Origin of the sequence: Psychrobacter sp. 72-O-c (genome assembly GCF_904846605.1) — a bacterium.
GTDB lineage: Bacteria > Pseudomonadota > Gammaproteobacteria > Pseudomonadales > Moraxellaceae > Psychrobacter.
In genome coordinates, this window is the sequence record NZ_CAJHBI010000026.1 from 1 (window position 1) to 18381 (window position 18381).

The 18381-nt window shown below is 43.9% G+C and carries 16 protein-coding genes and 1 other RNA gene; 11 read left to right on the plus strand and 6 right to left on the minus strand.

The window, feature by feature from the left end; genetic code table 11:
• Positions 1-145 precede the first annotated feature (145 nt).
• The 7 genes from JMX97_RS10040 (at position 146) to gspK (ending at position 7208) form a co-directional block, all read left to right on the plus strand.
• Positions 146-1933, plus strand: coding sequence for a GspE/PulE family protein (locus JMX97_RS10040; RefSeq protein WP_201557736.1), 1788 nt, complete (start codon positions 146-148; stop codon positions 1931-1933).
• Positions 1934-2102: 169 nt separating this feature from the next.
• Complete coding sequence (locus JMX97_RS10045; RefSeq protein ID WP_201557737.1) at positions 2103-2891, plus strand: TatD family hydrolase; 789 nt, start codon at positions 2103-2105, stop codon at positions 2889-2891.
• Positions 2892-3100: 209 nt separating this feature from the next.
• A complete protein-coding gene (locus tag JMX97_RS10050; protein ID WP_201557738.1) occupies positions 3101-3784 on the plus strand; it encodes a TetR/AcrR family transcriptional regulator in 684 nt (227 codons plus the stop codon).
• A 419-nt stretch (positions 3785-4203) separates the two neighbouring features.
• Positions 4204-4890, plus strand: a complete 687-nt coding sequence (locus JMX97_RS10055) for a prepilin-type N-terminal cleavage/methylation domain-containing protein (protein ID WP_265089456.1) — start codon at positions 4204-4206, stop codon at positions 4888-4890.
• 3 nt (positions 4891-4893) lie between these two features.
• Positions 4894-5325: a type II secretion system minor pseudopilin GspI gene (gspI, locus tag JMX97_RS10060; protein WP_201557739.1), complete on the plus strand. Its 432-nt coding sequence runs from the start codon at positions 4894-4896 to the stop codon at positions 5323-5325.
• Positions 5322-6071: a type II secretion system minor pseudopilin GspJ gene (gspJ, locus tag JMX97_RS10065; protein WP_201557740.1), complete on the plus strand. Its 750-nt coding sequence runs from the start codon at positions 5322-5324 to the stop codon at positions 6069-6071. Before gspI ends, gspJ begins: the two co-directional genes overlap by 4 nt.
• A 33-nt stretch (positions 6072-6104) precedes the next feature.
• Complete coding sequence (gene gspK / locus JMX97_RS10070; protein ID WP_227671553.1) at positions 6105-7208, plus strand: type II secretion system minor pseudopilin GspK; 1104 nt, start codon at positions 6105-6107, stop codon at positions 7206-7208.
• Positions 7209-7286: 78 nt separating this feature from the next.
• Here gspK and JMX97_RS10075 read toward each other — a convergent pair whose 3' ends face one another.
• From JMX97_RS10075 to JMX97_RS10095, 5 genes are all read right to left on the minus strand, one after another.
• Positions 7287-7967: a TetR family transcriptional regulator gene (locus tag JMX97_RS10075; RefSeq protein WP_201557742.1), complete on the minus strand. Its 681-nt coding sequence runs from the start codon at positions 7965-7967 to the stop codon at positions 7287-7289.
• 97 nt (positions 7968-8064) lie between these two features.
• Complete coding sequence (locus JMX97_RS10080; RefSeq protein WP_201557744.1) at positions 8065-9537, minus strand: deoxyguanosinetriphosphate triphosphohydrolase; 1473 nt, start codon at positions 9535-9537, stop codon at positions 8065-8067.
• Between the two features lie 184 nt (positions 9538-9721).
• Complete coding sequence (ychF, locus tag JMX97_RS10085; protein ID WP_201557746.1) at positions 9722-10813, minus strand: redox-regulated ATPase YchF; 1092 nt, start codon at positions 10811-10813, stop codon at positions 9722-9724.
• Between the two features lie 354 nt (positions 10814-11167).
• Positions 11168-12298: an anthranilate phosphoribosyltransferase gene (gene trpD, locus JMX97_RS10090; RefSeq protein WP_201557748.1), complete on the minus strand. Its 1131-nt coding sequence runs from the start codon at positions 12296-12298 to the stop codon at positions 11168-11170.
• Between the two features lie 86 nt (positions 12299-12384).
• Positions 12385-13008, minus strand: coding sequence for an anthranilate synthase component II (locus tag JMX97_RS10095; protein ID WP_201557749.1), 624 nt, complete (start codon positions 13006-13008; stop codon positions 12385-12387).
• 780 nt (positions 13009-13788) lie between these two features.
• Here JMX97_RS10095 and glnA point away from each other — a divergent pair.
• Positions 13789-15198, plus strand: a complete 1410-nt coding sequence (gene glnA / locus JMX97_RS10100) for a type I glutamate--ammonia ligase (protein ID WP_201557750.1) — start codon at positions 13789-13791, stop codon at positions 15196-15198.
• 321 nt (positions 15199-15519) lie between these two features.
• Positions 15520-16245, plus strand: a complete 726-nt coding sequence (locus JMX97_RS10105) for a DUF4124 domain-containing protein (protein ID WP_201557798.1) — start codon at positions 15520-15522, stop codon at positions 16243-16245.
• Between the two features lie 200 nt (positions 16246-16445).
• Here the strand turns inward: JMX97_RS10105 and JMX97_RS10110 are convergent, their stop codons facing one another.
• Entirely contained in the window at positions 16446-17162 is a 717-nt protein-coding gene (locus JMX97_RS10110) for an SIMPL domain-containing protein (RefSeq protein ID WP_201557752.1), read from the minus strand.
• 291 nt (positions 17163-17453) lie between these two features.
• Between JMX97_RS10110 and ffs the strand changes: the two genes are divergently transcribed.
• An RNA gene (ffs, locus tag JMX97_RS10115) (signal recognition particle sRNA small type) lies at positions 17454-17550 on the plus strand.
• Between the two features lie 194 nt (positions 17551-17744).
• Entirely contained in the window at positions 17745-18341 is a 597-nt protein-coding gene (locus tag JMX97_RS10120) for a LemA family protein (RefSeq protein WP_201557754.1), read from the plus strand.
• Positions 18342-18381 lie beyond the last annotated feature (40 nt).

An 18381-nucleotide genomic window follows, 5' to 3' on the forward strand; every position in this document is an offset into this window, starting at 1 on the left:
TAGGCTTAGATGTGTATAGCTCATGGTTGCAATCTCACTTTGGTGGTGGATAGAAACTGTGATGCTAGCGCATCTAGGCCTCTTTTTCACCTGCTGTTTGAAATTGCACTTCATGTGTTAATCTAAGTAATAAAAGAAGACGAATATGTCGATTCCGAAGTTCTCGTTAGTGGTCGATCTGCGCTGGTGTCTGGATGAGTTATTGGCAGATAAGGTGATCGATCAGCGCAGTTATAATCTCGTGATAACCAGTCGCCGTGATAAAGCGCAACATCCGCTAATGACGGTTAGCGAGTTTGGTTTGCCCAATGGTCATTATTTGGGTAATAAGAATGATCATAAGCTGACGCTGGCATGGTTGAATCAATGGCTGGCCGCAAAGGCAGAGTTGTCACTCGTGCGTATCGACCCGCTAAAAGTTGATGTGCCAGCGGTAACGAAAATCATGTCATTTGAGTACGCCCGATCGCAGCATATTTTGCCGATAGAAGTTACTAATGATGAGGTGGTGATTGGTACGGATCAACCGTTTTATAGCGATTGGCACTCTAATATAGAAAAAATTATCAAATCTAAAACTTTCCGTACGGTCTATATCAATCCTGAGCAGATTAATCGTTATCGCCAAGAGTTCTATCAAGTAACCCAAGCGATTGCAGGTGCAAATTCTCTCCATAAACGCGCTGCTGCTGATGTCACGAATGTCGAAGCCTTATTACAGCTCGGTGATAATACCAATCCCGATGCCAATGATCAGCATATTGTAAAAGTCGTGGATTGGCTGCTGCAATATGCCTTTGAGCAGCGTGCCAGTGACATTCACCTTGAGCCACGCCGTGAGACTGGAAAGGTGCGCTTTCGCATTGATGGGGTGCTGCATACGGTTTATGAGATGCCGCTGGCCATTATAGTGGCGGTAACGGCCCGGATTAAAATCTTAGGGCGACTCAATGTCGCTGAAAAGCGCAAACCACAAGATGGTCGCTTAAAAACGCGGACCCCAAAAGGGACGGAAACCGAACTGCGTTTGTCTACTTTACCCACGGCTTTTGGTGAGAAATTAGTCATGCGGGTGTTTGATCCTGAAGTCTTAGTGCGTACCTTTGCCCAACTTGGCTTATCTGGTAAACAGTTAGAAACGTGGAATGAGCTAACAGCCCATCCTAATGGTATTATTCTAGTCACCGGTCCGACCGGTTCAGGTAAAACCACTACTTTATATAGCACATTAAAGCAGCTGGCGACCGAGCAGGTGAACGTTTGCACCATCGAAGATCCTATCGAGATGATTGAGCCGGCCTTTAATCAAATGCAGGTTAATGCGGGGGTTGATCTGCACTTTGCCGATGGTATTCGCTCATTAATGCGCCAAGATCCCGATATTATTATGGTAGGTGAGATTCGTGATGCTGAAACCGCAAATATGGCCGTACAAGCGTCATTAACGGGGCATTTGGTGCTATCGACCTTGCACACGAATGATGCGCCAAGCTCGATAACGCGCTTACATGACTTAGGTATCCAGCCGTTTTTGACCTCAGCTACCATATTGGGCGTGATGGCCCAGCGGCTACTGCGAACGCTATGCCCGCACTGTAAGCAAGCGCAGACAGTAACCGCTGATAGCGAGGTTGCTATTCAATGGCAGGAGTTGGTACAGCCTTGGCGCGCGCCGTTGCCTACGCAAATCTATAGTGCGCAGGGCTGTGAGCACTGTCGGCATACCGGTTATCAAGGGCGCATTGGTTTATATGAGATTATGCCATTATCCAATGAGCTAAAAAAACTGGTTGCAGCAGATTCGAATTTAGATGTTATCAAACAACAAGCGTACCGCGAAGGCTTACAGCCATTACGCTTATCTGGCGCAAAACGTATTAGCGAGGGCGTGACAACGCTTGAGGAAGTGATGCGAGTGGTACCGTTGCAATGACCGTTGCAGTAAGTGGTAATCGAAAATAAATAAACGCTGTTCAACGCGTACTAATAGTAATGCTTAAGCCCTGCCTATTGTCTTTGTCTTGAAAAACCTCACGACTAAGGCAATATCTATTCACTAAGAAGATTTTTTATTAATACATTTTTTATCGAAGAGATTATTTATGTTTACTGATAGCCATTGCCATCTTAACCGTTTAGATTTAACTCGCCACGATGGTGATTTAGCCGGCGCGATTGCCGCTATGAAAGACGCCAATGTCACGCGTGCGATGGCGATTATGTGTGACTTTGCAGAGTATGACGAGATTGCCAATATTGTTAGCACTTATGGTGATGAGACCCTGAATTTGGGCATGAGTGTGGGCATCCATCCTTGCGAAGATATCGCCGTATTGCAATCAGCGACTATAGAGCGTTTAGTGGAAACCGCCAATGCCGATCATGTATGGGCCATAGGGGAGACGGGGCTGGATTATTACTGGTCGACTGACAATAAGCACGAGCAACAAGCCAGCCTTGCGCGTCATGTTCATGCCAGCCAACAGCTAAAAAAACCAATTATCGTTCATACTCGTGAGGCAAAACACGACACGATTGATATCCTAAAAGCTGAAGGCGCTGAGCACGGCATTATTCATTGCTTTACTGAAGATTGGGAAACTGCCAAAAAGGCACTTGATTTGGGATTTTATATCTCATTCTCAGGGATTGTTAGCTTTAAAAGCGCGCAAACCATACGTGACGCCGCGCAAAAAGTTCCTAGAGATAGACTGCTGATTGAAACAGATAGCCCTTATTTAGCACCCGTACCCAAACGTGGTAGGTCCAATGAGCCTGCCTATGTGCCATACGTGGCAAGTTGTCTCGCAGATTTGTATGGCTGTAGTGCCGAAGAAGTTGGCGCGCTGACTGCAAAAAACTTCGAAAATTTACTAGCACAGTATCACTAAAATCGTTATGCTATGACCAATCAGTCATTTATTGAAATTACTTATTAAGCCGTTAACTATCCATAAGATACAGCCGAACGTAGCAACTTGTTTCAATCACTTCATGGCTACCTTGTAATTATTCTATAGTCATTGTCAGCACACAGCTGAACGTACTATATATAGTACTGTGGTCATACGCTTAATTTTGTTAGATTTTAGGAGAAAGCATGAGTCGTCAACACCAGTTCAAAGCACGAGAAGAGAATATCTTAGCGATGGCTGAGCAATTGTTACTGGAGTCAGGCGACGGTGATATCACTTTAGACAGTCTGGCAGACCAGCTTGATTTGGCCAAAGGGACGCTATATAAGCATTTCTCCAGTAAAGATGAGCTATATCTGCGTATTATTCTCCGTTATGAAGAGCAGTTGTTTGAGATCAATCGTATTGATGATTGCCCATCGGCAGGAGTCGCCCGTATGATTTTTCAGCAGCTCTATAATCCACAAAAAGCCATGCTGCTGAACCAAATCGAAGAGCGCCTTGCTGCCTCGGTTACGGGTCTCAACCGCTTGTTCGGTGAGCTGTATGATATTCGTCGCCATCGTATGAAGCGCTTAATTGACATTATTAGCGTTTATTTAAAAGATGAGCGCAGCAGTCTGAGCACCCGAGATTATTTGTCTTCTATTTGGGCAATGGGTCAGGGCGGTGCAGGATTATTGAACTCTAGTTTTTATCAGCGTTATTTAGGTCGCCGTGATACCTTACGTTATGCTTTTGTTCAGCAGATGTTAGAGTTACCCAGTCATTATCCTGCTGCTGATGAACAGGTCATGGATGAAGATATGCAAGAGTTGGTAGATCAGATTGAGACTGAGTCAGAAGAACATCGTAATGCTAACTATTAATAGCGTTTATTAGGTTATCAAGGTTTCAAAAAGCCATGTTGTAAAATATTAATGCCTAAGCGTTTAAATTAGTTCAAGCGCTTAAGTTTTTTAAAAATTTATCACATTTACTCATTGCTCTACATAATAATAGGGATAATATGCCGGTCACTGCTAAGACTAAGTTCAGCTCAGTGGCCGCTTGCCCTTTCTGTCTATTAACAAGCAAAAAAGTGCTTAGTCTAAATAATAACGCAGATATAAAAATTGGTATCTGTCATTGTTTTCCTTACTGTTATCAATTAAATCATTCTCAGTTAATTCACTCTCAATCAAATCATTCTAAGACAAATGGTTGTCAAACACCTCCTTCTAAGATACCTCCTTCTAAGATACCTCCTTCTAAGATACTTCCTTCTCAAAAATTACCTTCAATATTAATATCACCAACCGTCTCTCGTTCACAGACTGGTTTTACCCTAGTTGAAATCGTAGTGGTGGTGGTTATTATATCTATATTTGCTGGCATGATAAGCTTATCGGTCGGCAGTAGTGAGTCCCGTAAAAACCGCGCCTTTTATGAGCATCTAACCGATTCGCTCAGCTATGTCCGTCTATTATCGGCTGAGCGTATGCAACCGATGGGGCTAAGTTTACAAGCAGACACGCGAGGCCAAGTGACACCTGTTATTGTCACATTATCAAACCCGTATATCGCTTACCAAACGGTTGATAAACTAAGTAACGCGGATAGTACGCCCAAAAACGCTATGGAGCTTTCAGCAGACCTGTCCGGTATGCCTGGTTCTAATGGAGAGCAATCGCCAACCCCAAGCTGGGATTTCGAACCTGATGTTACCTTGCCCGAACTGCCTGCTGGGGTTAGTCTGAGTATTCAAAGCTTAGAAGCGGTTAATAACAGCAGTAATATGAATAGTGCAAATGGGGCAGTAGAGACGCGAGCCTTGCAGCCTTGGTTTACCACGCAAACGGTACCGCAAGTATTATGGTTCGGAACGGGACAAGCCACGCCAGCGACGATTGAGGTACGCCATCAGTCGCGCTTGGTTGGTGAGGTGATTACTATCATGCCTGATGGCAGCATGACGATAGGGCAAGGGTTATAACGAATGATGTCAAATCGTGAGAGCGGGTTTACGCTAATTGAGGTAATGGTGGCGCTAGCCATTCTGGCGGTGGTCGCGGTAGCCGCCAGCCGCGCCAGTAGTGCTTACTTAAATTCAGTCGATGTATTACGAACGAGCACGCTTGCCCATTTTGTGGCGCAAAATGCGGCTGCTGATTTGCGTATCCAAGATACCTATTTGACGGCCAATCGCACGCAAACCACCACTGCTCAAGGTCGAGATTGGCAAGTCGTCATGACAGTTGCTGATACCCTGACACCCGCTCTAAAAGAGGTGAATATCACGGTCGCACCTATCGTCGACGGTCAAGCTCGTACGACTGTTACTGATATCAATGTGGTGCTAAGCGATGCTGAGCAAGAGACTGGTAGTATGGATTTAGGAAAATTAGATCCCACCGGTGGTAAGTCATGAGGCCGCAGCATGGCTTTACGTTACTTGAATTGATGGTAGCGATGGCGATATTTGCCATGCTAGCGGTTGCCGGATGGCAAGTATTTGACAGCGTTAATCGTGCGCGTGAACGAGCTCAGTTCCATGCTGATAATTTGGCGGTATTGCAATACGCGTATCTGCAGCTACAACAAGATATGGGACAGATTATTGCTTATCAAGCGCCCAATGCGCAAAGTGTCAGTAATAACAGCAGCAACAATAGCAACTCTAATAACAATAACAACCAAACGAATCCAATCGCTGCTGAGCCCTTTATGAGCTTAGATGATGAACATATTAATTTTGTTCGATTTGCTGATCCTGATCCACGCTATCAAAGTAGTACCAGCGTGCAGCGGGTTGAATATATTTTTGCTGATCAACGTTTAATCCGCCGACAATATACCAGTATTCAAGGAGGACGTGATAGCGTCAGTCTAGACAGCGTACTGCTTGAAGGCGTGACCGCAGGGAGCTGGCAAGCCTATTTGCCGGAGATGAGTAGCAAGTTCCCTAGCACAGATGGCAGCAATAACAGCAACAACGCTAATAGAGTGCTAGGACAAACGGCTAATGTGGCCTCTAATAAGTTTGAGAGCATCCTCCTGCCTAAAGGCGTTGCGGTCAACTTCACCTATCAAGAGATGCCGATCACGTGGCAATGGGCGCTTGCACCGCAAGCCACACCACATAACAGTAATAGCAGTGTAGAAGGTGGTGTGTAAAATGCGTCAATCGACCAATAAAAAGAGTCGCTTATGTCAATGACACCGGACTCTGAGCGTGGTGTGGCGCTGTTGACCGTCTTGCTATTGGTTGTCAGCATTACTGTGGTTGCAGGATCGATGCTGGCCAGTCAAAAGATTGCCATTCGCCGTAGTGGCTTGATCTTCAACCAAGACCAGCTGCTACAAGATATTAATGCAGGTCAGCAGTTGGCAATCACTATGCTTCGTGCTGATAATCAGCTAAATGATACCGATAGCGTACAAGATATTTGGGCACAGCCGCTACCGCCCTATGCCTTAGGGACGCACGCTATTACCACTGAGCTGCGTGACGAAGCCAGCCGTTTTAATATCAATAATCTATATCATGACAGCGCGGTCGATACCGCAGCGCTTGCTACCTTTCAGCGTTTATTGACTCAGTTAAATTTGGAGCCTGATATCGCCGTTGCCGTACTTGACTGGCAAGATACGGATAGCGAGACTTATAAAGATGGCGGCGATGAGAGTGTGGTTTATGCTCAGCAGTCAGGCAATACAGCAGATAAAACCTTGCCAAATCAACCACTGGTAAGTGTCGAGCAGCTACAAGAGGTTCGCGGAGTGAGTGCTGAAGTATTAGCGACCCTAAGGCCTTATGTTACGGCTGTACCTTATTATTTACCGATTAACGTCAACACGGCAAGTCCTGTGCTACTGGCCTCTCTAATGGACGGCGCGACTGCTGAGCAGATGCAAACGCTGGTCGATCTACGCGCGCAGCAAGTAGTAGGGTCTATTGATGACTTATGGCAACTACCAGCTTTGAGTATTCTGAAAGATGAGCAGCGCAGAGCACTAGCGCCACTATTAGCGGTTGATAGCCAAGCATTTATGGCGCTTATCACTGCTACGGACAGCTCAAATGTTGGTGAGGCGAGGCAGCGCTTTGCGACAGTATTGATTAGCAAAACCAGTGCTGATAGCAGTAAGGATAATGCTAATAATGGCAATGATGCCACAAACAGCAACGACGGCGGCGGCAGTAATAATACCAATAGCGACACTAACAATAACAGCCGTAACCAAGATAACAGCCCTAAGGTTATCAAAGTCGTTGCGCAGCGCTTATGGGCATTTCGACCTAGCTTTTGAGAAAAGACTCAGCCCTAATATCTATGATGCCCATCTCATTGGGACTAAATATATTGTAAAGAGAGAAAGTTAGAGCTATCAATCAGTCAGGCGAGTCTCTTCGCTCGACTTCCAGTTATAAGCCCCATAAAACAACATTTGTGCTTGGCGGGTACAATTATGTAGCATTAATTGTTTCTTTTCTTCAATTTCTGTCAAATCAATCTCATCATCATGATCCTCAGAATAAGTCAGCTCCAGCCAATCGATAATCCAAGAAAAAAACATATTCACACCAGCTTCAGCAAGCAATCGGCGATCGTAAGTATTGATATGGGTAAACGCTGGCTGTAGTGCCAAATCTTCCCCTAAAATCTGCCCGTGCATTTTTATTAGCTCACTGATAGCCTTACGTACCGCTTCTGAGCCACCAAAGCGCTCACTAACCAAAAACTGCCAATAGTAAGGCTGTTCGCTAACCGTTTGCAAAAATAGTTGAATACTCTTGGCAATTTGCCGCTCAAAGCTACGTTTACGCCCAATATGCAGGCTATCACGTAAAATGGCTAAAGTATTACCCAACTCTTCAACCACCAATGCCTGTCCCAGCGATTCCATATCATCGAAGTGACGATAAAACGCAGTCGGCACAACGCCAACCTCGCGTGTTACCTGCCTGAGGCTAATAGAGCTAAAAGACTGACCTGTCATACATAAATCGAGCACTGCATTAAAAAATGCGTGCCGAGTTTGAAGTTTCTTCTGTTCGCGACTGCTCATAATATTTCAAAATTACCCGATAGGTGTTTATCATACTCATTTCATCGCTAGAATACGAATGAAATACTCAGTTATAGTAGGTTGTACTGTTAGCTTATTATACCATCGTACCCCAATGACCTTGTAATTCTTGCGCCAATCTATAAGCTTCATGATCGTTCATGCCTGTAATAAAGTCTAGAATATTTAAAATGTTATGGTAAATATTATCTGATAGTACGCGCCGATGCTCATCAAGATGCGGCTGTAGCAAGATTAACAAACGTTGCTGCTCAAACGATTTTGGCGTAGCAGTAAGTGCGGTCCATGCCAGTGGCATAAAAGCATCCAGCAATCGATGTAAGCATTGATTGGCCATCAGCTCCATTCGTACTTTACTAGGATGATTAAATATTTGCTCACGAGCCAGCTGCTTGGCCTGCGTGATACCATTTTGTACGTTGGTATCGCAATGAGTGAATAAGCTACCCGTGAGTGTTCCTGCTAACATAGCATCAGCATTGCTAACAAAGGCATCGGTAACGGTATTGACTAGACGCATCATTGCTCGTGCCCGTAGTGATGCCAAACTTTGCCTAACAGACATCTGTGGCGACAGAGTGATAGTGTCAGGGCGCTCACCAATCAACTCATAAAGTATACTCGCCACCTCCTTGTAACTGAGCATTCCAAGATGAATACCATCTTCTAAGTCAATTAGTGCGTAGCAAATATCATCTGCGGCCTCCAGTAAATAAGCCAATGGATGACGAGCAAAGCCATCATGTTGTTCCGAACGGGGCAATTGTAAACAAGCAGCCAGTTGCTCGAGCTGCTCAGCTTCACTGTAAAAGCAGCCAAATTTTTGTAGTTTTTTTTGTACATTAGGCGCTGGCTGTTGTCTGTTATTATTGCCGTTTTTAGTATGAAAAAGTTCTTCATTTGTAGTATCAACAGCAACCTCATTGCTGTGCACGGCCAGCCACGGGTACTTCATAAATGCGCCTAAGGTAGCACAAGTTAAGCGCATGCCGCCCATATCAGGGTGATGCTCATTGCGTACTAACAGTCTAAACCCTTGTGCATTGCCTTCATAGGCTAGAACATCTAACTGCTCATTGATACTTAGATGCTGCAATACGGCCTTGCGCTCAGGATGCATAAACCAATCGCGAATCGCATATTCTCCAGCATGACCAAAAGGCGGATTACCGATATCATGGGCGAGGCAAGCGGCTTGGACAATCACACCGACGTCTGCTGGCGTGACTCCCGCTGGCAAGCCATTTGGTAACCTATCATGTAGCTTTTCTGCGGCCATCATCCCTAATGAGCGCCCAATACAGGACACTTCCAGCGAATGGGTTAAGCGCGTATGAATACCTAATTGATTGGTCAACGGATGGACTTGGGTCTTTTGGTTAAGCTGGCGAAACGAATGTGAAAATACCAAGCGGTCGTAATCTTTATGAAAGGCGCTACGGGCGCTATCCTGAGCCGGCGCTTTCTTATCATTGCCCAAGCGCTGGGCACTAAACAATCGCGCCCAATGGTCACTAGTATTGTACGGTTTATTAAAGTTAGCGCTCATAATTCATCTCCCATTATTCCTTGTTATTATTTTAAAAGGACAGAACCCACTATACTAAAATCAGGCGCATAAAAAAGCCAGCATCAAGGCTGGCTTTTAATAATCTTATGCTAAGACCGGTAAATAAAAATCGTATCAGTAAGCTTAGTACTAAATCAAGAGTAGTATTAAGTTAATAATTCACTTATACGTTGAAGCGGAAATGCATCACATCGCCATCTTGTACGATATAAGTCTTGCCTTCTAGACGTGACTTACCAGCAGTAGCAGCGCCTTTTTCACCGTTATGTTCAATAAAGTCGTCATAGGCGATAACGTCGGCACGAATAAAGCCGCGCTCAAAGTCAGTATGAATCACACCAGCCGCTTGAGGAGCAGTTGCGCCAATAGCAACAGTCCAAGCGCGTACTTCTTTAACCCCAGCGGTAAAGTAAGTCTGCATATCGAGTAAGTCATAACCGCCACGGATGACTTGGTCAAGACCGGCCTCGAGCATACCCATATCTTCTAAAAAGTCTTTTTTATCATCTTCATCAAGCTGCGCAATTTCAGACTCGATTTGGTTGCATAGCGGAATGACAATAGACTCATCGCCAGTCGCATAGTTACGTACCGCGTCAAGGTAAGGGTTGTTCTCGAAGCCGTCTTCACTAACGTTAGCAATATACATGGTTGGCTTAAGAGTGATCAGACCGTAGCTTCTGATAAGCTTCTTCTCATCGCTATCAATATTTGCTGCGCGTGCAGGTTGACCTTCAGCAAGTAATGGCTCAATTTTTTTGAACACATCAAGCATGGCTTGGGCGTCTTTATCGCCACCTTTGGCTTTTTTGGTCAAATTGAACACGGCACGTTCAACGGCGTCTAAATCAGCCAATGCCAATTCGGTATTGATAGTTTCGATATCATCAATGGGGCTGATGCGGCCATCGACGTGTACGACATTATCATCATCAAAACAGCGTACGACATGCGCAATGGCGTCAGTTTCACGAATGTTGGCCAGGAACTGGTTGCCCATGCCTTCACCTTTTGATGCACCGGCGACTAGGCCTGCAATATCAACGAATTCCATGGTGGTTGGCAATACGCGTTCAGGCTTGACGATATCCGCCAACTTTTTTAGGCGTAGATCGGGTACTGGCACGATACCGGTATTGGGATCTTTGGTACAAAACGGAAAGTTTTCAGCAGCGATTCCCGCTTTGGTTAAAGCATTAAACAAGGTAGATTTACCCACGTTTGGTAGGCCGACGATGCCGCAGTTAAAACCCATAACAGTCTCTCAATCAATTAGTATAGTGTGGAATAAATTAATATAGTGTGGAATAAAAATTGGCGCTATTGTAGCAAATTTTAGCCTAATATGGGGAGGTTGTTGGCGAATGCTAATATAGTCCGTCCATTATAAAACCGCTAAGTTATCAGTCTTCTTAACCGTTCTAATGTTTTGCTTGCCATTGGTCTTTTTACAACGAGGTGGTTTATCAATAGTGTTGCAGATTGACTGTAGCCGACTCTTAAGGCTCACCAATCACTTAAAGTCGTTTGACCTCTTATTCTTTTACATCAATTATAGGCATATCTGATGACAGCATGTTTTTTGAAACATTAACAAATAGATTTTCAATTAAGCCTTAGCAGCTAGCTGCTGTGTATAGGCTGCTAATGACTCAAGTTTGGCCAATGCGGAACCGTTTTGAATAACCGTTTGTGCTTGATTGACCCCATTGGGGTAATTACTGGTCAATCCTGCGGTATAAATGGCTGCACCAGCATTGAGTGCAATCATATCGCGCGCTTTGAGTACCGAACGGTCATTGGTCTGCGCCCCTGATAAAGCCGCACGTATTAGCTCAAGGCTTTGTTCTGGTGAATCCACATCAAGTCCAATGAGCGTTTGTGATTCGATACCTGCATCTTCTGGCATTAGCTCATAAACGGATATCTCACCATCTTTTAGCTCAGCGACCGTAGTCGAGGTAGCAAGGCTAATCTCATCTAAGCCATCTTTTGCTCCAACGACCATCACGTGACGTGCGCCTAGGTTTTTCATGACTTTCGCTAGTGGTTCGCACAGTTGAGCGGTAAATACCCCAATAACTAGATTGGGCACGCCAGCAGGGTTGGTGAGGGGACCTAAGATATTAAAAATCGTTCGCGCTTTTAGCTCACGGCGTACAGGATTGGCATAACGCATGGCGCTGTGATGATTGGGCGCAAACAAAAAGCCAATGCCTTGATTTTCGATACAATCAAGCGCTTGCATCGGTGTTAGTGCTAGGCTGATACCTGCCTTCTCAAGCAAATCTGAGCTACCAGAATTAGTAGATACGCCGCGGTTGCCGTGCTTAGCGACCTGTGCGCCAGCGGCTGCCGCTACCAAAGCTGAAGCGGTAGACACATTAAATAAGTTAGCCCCATCGCCGCCCGTACCGACAATGTCGACCAAATAGTCACAAGCTTTCGGTACAATATTGGCTGCTAAATCACGCATGGCACTGGCAGAAGCTGTAATCTCATCAATAGACTCTCCCTTCATACGCAGACCGGTTAAGATAGCCCCCATCATGGCATTGCTACATTTGCCTTGCATGATGATTAGCATGACTTGATGCATCTCATCAAAGGTCAAATCGATATGCTGGAAAATTCTATCTAAAGCGCTAGTCAGCAGTTTATGAATTTGCTCATCGGAGAGCTGAGCGATATCTTCAGCGGTTTTTACGCTTTGCGCATCCTGAATATTAGTAGTGGTCATGATGGTCTCGCTTGTTATTATATTTTTGTCTCAAAAAAATTCTATGCTAATAAGAGTAGGCTTACCAGCGCAGATTTGATAAATGACTAGCCCACTTGTGGCAATTCGTCTGAGTCTAATACTGCCAAATTATGAATTCGCAAAAAGTTATTGAGCAGCTGATAGCCCGCTTCACTTAGGATAGACTCCGGATGGAACTGCACACCCTCAATAGCAAAGCTTTTATGACGTACGCCCATGAGTTCTTCAATACTGCCATCTGCATTTTGTGTCCACGCGGTCACCTCCAAACAATCAGGCAGGGTGGCTTTATCAACCACGAGCGAATGATAGCGTGTGACTTGTGATGGATTGGGTAAATCAGCAAAGACACCTTGGCCATTGTGATAAACAGCAGACAGGCGTCCGTGCATCACTTCGCCAGCTTTGACTACGTGTCCACCAAATGCTTGTCCAATCGCCTGATGCCCTAGGCAAATACCTAAGATAGGAATGATTCCCTTAAAAGTATCAATAACCTCTAACGAGATACCCGCGCGATCAGGATCACAAGGGCCGGGGCCAATAACAATAACATCGGGGGCGAGGGTCTTAATCTGTTCGATGCTGACCTGATCATTACGCCAAACGGTGATGTCCTGCTGTAATTCACCGAAGTACTGTACAATATTGTACGTAAAGCTGTCGTAATTATCGATCATCAGAATCATTATGGTTTCAACCTCTTGTTGGCGTTATACTTTATAAAGGCGCATCCATTGCGCCTTTAGCTATTCAACATATGCTATTGTCATACTTTTATTGAAGCCTGATATCTTACCATTATTTTGATAGCTATCAAATGTAGCTCCGCTACTATTCGGTGGAGGACAGAATTTTTTATTGCCTACACCAGTATTTTTGAGGGCAATATTATAATATTGCAAGGTTACAATGAATTAACACACACGGTTTTGAATCAATAAAGTGCATAAATCACTATTATGGTGCATCAACCTCAACATTAGCTGCCATTATTAGGTGCATAGTTTACAGGAGTAGCTGAGTTGACTTAATACTAAATTGCTGCACATCTGGTGTTTTTTATAGTCTTGCTGATGGTGGCCAGTTTACACGACAGCTGATATAAAAATTTGGCACAGCGTTTGCAACCTTTTATTTGAATCAGTTTATCTACATAAATTCATGTCGCAATGTTTATTAGTATAAGCTTATAGCTAGAATATGACAGTTGGGCTGACAAAACAGTCATAACAATTCAGCATTTTTAGTCAGATATTGTTAAAATAGCGTCAACGTTGACTAAGCTTATAAGAAATTTAGATGTATTTTAAGTGAATAAGTTGGCCCATAACGCTAATTAATTGCTTTAAATTATGCTGATAATAGCCATAATATTTGAATTTATGCTCAAGTAGAAAAATTCAAATATATTAACGAACAAACAAAACTTAGATCGCAATTAAATAACAACCACTAGGGGACTATTCATGTCGAATAAATTACTAGATCTTATCAAATCATCCAATGCCAAATGGGTTGACTTTCGTTTCACTGATACTCGCGGTAAAGAACAACACATCAGCTTTCCGGCTTATACCATTGACGAAGAAGTGATGGAAGATGGCAAAATGTTTGATGGTTCATCCATCGCTGGCTGGAAGGGCATTGAAGCGTCCGATATGATCTTGCGTCCTGATCCAGAGACCGCTTTTCTTGACCCCTTCTTTGATGCCATTACTGTTGTGGTAACTTGCGATATTATCGAACCATCGACCCTACAAGGCTATGAACGTGATCCACGCTCTATCGCTCGCCGTGCTGAAGAATATTTAAAATCAACCGGTATCGGTGATACTGCCTACTTCGGTCCTGAGCCTGAATTCTTCGTGTTTGACGAAGTGAAGTGGTCAATTGAGATGTCAGGTGTTAGTCATAAAATTATCGCTGAAGAAGCAGCATGGTCGACTAACGAGTCTTATGAATGGGGCAATATGGCGCATCGTCCACGCGTTAAAGGGGCTTATTTCCCAGTACCGCCGGTCGATAGCTCACAAGATATGCGCGCGGTCATGTGCGAGCGCCTAGAAGAGATTATTGGCGAAGGTTGCATTGAGGTGCATCATCATGAAGTTGCGCCTTGTCAGTCAGAAATTGGCGTTGCGTTCAACACTTTGGTACGAAAAGCTGACGAAGTACAGCAGCTAAAATATGTCGTCCATAACGTGGCGCATCAGTTCGGTAAAACAGCGACCTTTATGCCTAAGCCTATCGTTGGTGATAATGGCTCAGGTATGCATGTGCATATGTCCATCTCAAAAGATGGCCAAAACACTTTTTCTGGTGACGAATATGCGGGTCTGTCTGAGACCGCGTTATACTTCATCGGCGGTATTATCAAGCATGCACGTGCATTGAATGCGATTACTAACCCATCTACTAACAGCTACAAGCGTCTCGTACCACATTATGAAGCGCCTATTAAACTGGCATATTCTGCTTCTAACCGTTCAGCGTCTATTCGCATTCCACACGTTAGCAGCCCAAAAGCGGTTCGTATCGAAGCGCGTTTCCCTGATCCAGCAGCCAACCCATATTTAGCGTTTGCTGCATTATTGATGGCTGGCCTTGACGGTATCCAAAATAAAATGCACCCAGGCGATGCGGCTGATAAAAACTTGTATGATTTGCCACCTGAAGAAGAAGCACAAATCCCAACCGTTGCTGAAAATTTAGAAGTGGCGCTCGAAGCATTAAAAGAGGATCACGAGTTCTTGTTAAAAGGTGATGTGTTCACTAAAGACATGCTCGAGGCATTCATTGCGCTAAAAGAAGAAGAGGTACAGCGCGTTAACGTTACTGTGCATCCGGTTGAGTTTGACTTGTACTATAGCTGCTAATTAGTAGTTAATACGTTAGGTTGTTCTGAATAAAAAAACCAGTCAAGTTGATCTTGGCTGGTTTTTTATTGTGTGTGCACAGAGAAGGTTTGAGTTAGTAAGAGGTTATAGACCACGTACATTAGGCCACACAAGATAATGCTATTAATTTTTGATGGAGTTAACTCATTTATGCTTTTGTTTATCAAGTAAGCCGTGTTCACAGCTACTACTGTTATTACCCTAAAAATACTCCATAATAGTATTATAATATTTATCAATAACACGCACTTACTAGGTTGACTGACTATGCACTCACACTCACCACTTATTCAGACAGTAATGACCATACGCAGCCATGCACAAATTAAAAATAAGATATTAGCGGGCTTATTAATTAGCACAGCCAGTCTCTATGCGCCTATGCTTAATGCGGACCCTATTTATAAAGTCGTTGATGAGCAAACGGGTCAGGTTACCTTTACCGATCGTCCGCAAAGTTATGAGCAGCAAGCGGGCAAGCAGGTCAGTCAAACCGGTATCACGACTGATAGCAATGCAAGTACTAACACTAATAACCGCAGTGCGAGTAGTAACCCTAGTGGTGAGTCTGTGAATAATAGACAAGTCGCACCGAAATTGACTGCGGACATTCCAGCTCTTAAAGCGGTATCGGTAAACTATCAGTTGACTATGACTGAGCCCAGTGAAGAGCGAGCTTATCATCGTCCTGCTCAAAGTATTGTGGTAAATCTACAGCTAAACCCTGCACTGCAAGCGGGTGATAGTGTGAGTATTTACCTAGATGGTAATGAGGTGGCTCAAGGACTAAGTGCTTCGATTGCGACCGTCGACATTCTACCAGGGAAGCATAGCATCACAGCAGTGGTAAAAAATGAGACAGGTCAAATGCTTAAGCAAGTTGAACGTACGGTTTATGTGATTCAAAATACAGCGAGATTGCAAAATAATAAGAAAATCGCCCAACAGCTCTTGGCTTTTCAGCAGTTACCTTGGCATCAAAAAGTGCTGCTAAAACTGCGTCAAGACAGTACCACTAAACAGTAAGTCCAGAACAAGTGCTGCAGATACTTATACAGCTATTTAAACAGTCAATTTGAATCTCTAAGCTCAGTATTGGCTATCCTCGTATATCTTAAATGTTTAATTATTTTTAATCTCAAAAACCATAAGGCCAAGCACAGTTTAAAGTGCTTGGCCTTAGTAGTACATCACATTAGTAAAAGCGGGTTTAAACCGTATTAGCCTTATTTAGTCAGCTCAATCGTACCATTAGCCGTGACTGAGATAGTACTGTTACCAGATTCAAAGCTTTGAGAGGGCACTGACGACTCAGCCGAATCTGCTTTCATATTCATCGCACCATACATAGGGCGTGGATAGTTGCTTCCTGTGTTCAAATTGACCGTAATGACGCGATAGCCACGTGCATCCCATGCTCGAGTTAGGTTTTTAGCTTGCTGTTGAAAGGCGCGTGAGGCATCGGTCATCAGCTTTTGCTCTAAGGCGTCTTTTTTAGCCTCTGATACCCCAAAGTTTAGATTATCCATAACTAAGGTTTCTTGCAAGTCTGCAATCAGCTGGCTGGTCGCGGCAAAGTCAGTGCTTTTGAGATCTATGTTTGCTTGTCCTGTCCAGCCAACGATTTTGTCATTTTTGTCATAGCGTGGATAGGTGCGTTGTTGTCCTGTGCTGACAGTTACGCTAGGGTAGCGCTTGGCAATGGCCAAGGCTTTATTAACTGAGGTATTAAGATTGGTTGCTAGCGTTTTGGCATTAGTGGCTTGTAGCTTTTTATATAAACTGGCGCGTACCTCATCGTTTGCTACCTCCTCTTTTACTTCTGTTTGAAAGCTTAATTGATCATAACCGCTAGGCTCAGCATGTGCCGTGCCCATCATAGCCGTCAATAGACACGCGGCGCTAGTAGCAACAGCGGCTTTATTAAGTAAAGTGTTCTTCATAATATCTCCTAAGAAAAATTTGTAATAACAAGGTTAGACTAATAGTAAAAATCTGTCATATGTTAGCTGATGACGTTACGTTTTTTTAGTTGGGTAACAGACAGTATATCTAACATATTTATTTAAAATAGCAAAATATACACGATATGCTGTAAGGGTTTTGTCACTATACTCTTGTTGTCTTGAGCTTGTGATTAATAGAATTGGCTATCAGAGCAACTAAATATCCTTTATCTTACGATATGGGTTGTAATACTGAGAAATTCTTGTATAATTTGCAACTGGTGGCTCCATTGGTAGCCTCGCAATATTGTACTATGAACCCCGCCAGGACCGGAAGGTAGCAACGGTAATAGTTTCAATGTGTGCCGAGGATGTGCTTTTGGAGTCGCTTTTTTTTGTCTAAAATTTGACGGTCGTTCTAATAGAAAGCTCAAAATGCTCGCCTGATGCATTAAGCCCCCAATTTTGAAGGGCTTTTTTTTGGTCAAGATTTTATCCAATTCTTAAGTTTCACTTATTATTATAGGTTAAAATACTATGTATTAGTCGCTGTTAAATTGATCGCTTGGAAACGCTATTATGAAAATGTTCGTTTGGTTCTTTATTGTATTTACCGTGCTGGTGGTTATTGTCGGAGTGATGATATTCAATAAGCTAGTACGCGCACGTAATCAAGCGAAGAATGGCTTTGCCCAGATAGATGTGCAGCTCAAACGCCGTCATGATTTGATTCCCAATTTGGTTGAGACTGCCAAGCGTTATTTAACACATGAACAAGAGACGCTCACGCGGGTGACTGAGGCACGTAATCGTGCGCAGAGCTTGCAAGACTCTAGCCAGCATCAGCCTGAGTCGCTGGAACACATGGCGCTATTTGCGCAAGCAGAAGGTTTGCTTTCAAAAGCGTTGGGTCAGTTTTATGCCGTTGTCGAAGCCTATCCTGAATTAAAGGCAGACAGTTTAATCAAAGAGCTGATGGATGAGTTGACCAATACCGAAAACCGCATCGGTTTTGCGCGTCAACATTACAATGATAGTGTGATGTTTTATAACAATGATCGCGAAGTATTTCCGAATAATTTAGTGAGCACGACGTTTGGTTTTCGTCCGCTAAGCCCTTTAGTATTTGCAGATAAAGAGACCATTAGCCAAGCGCCCAATGTGAACTTTAATTAATTGTTAATTAGCTTTGAGGTAGATTTTGACTGGGTTCGGA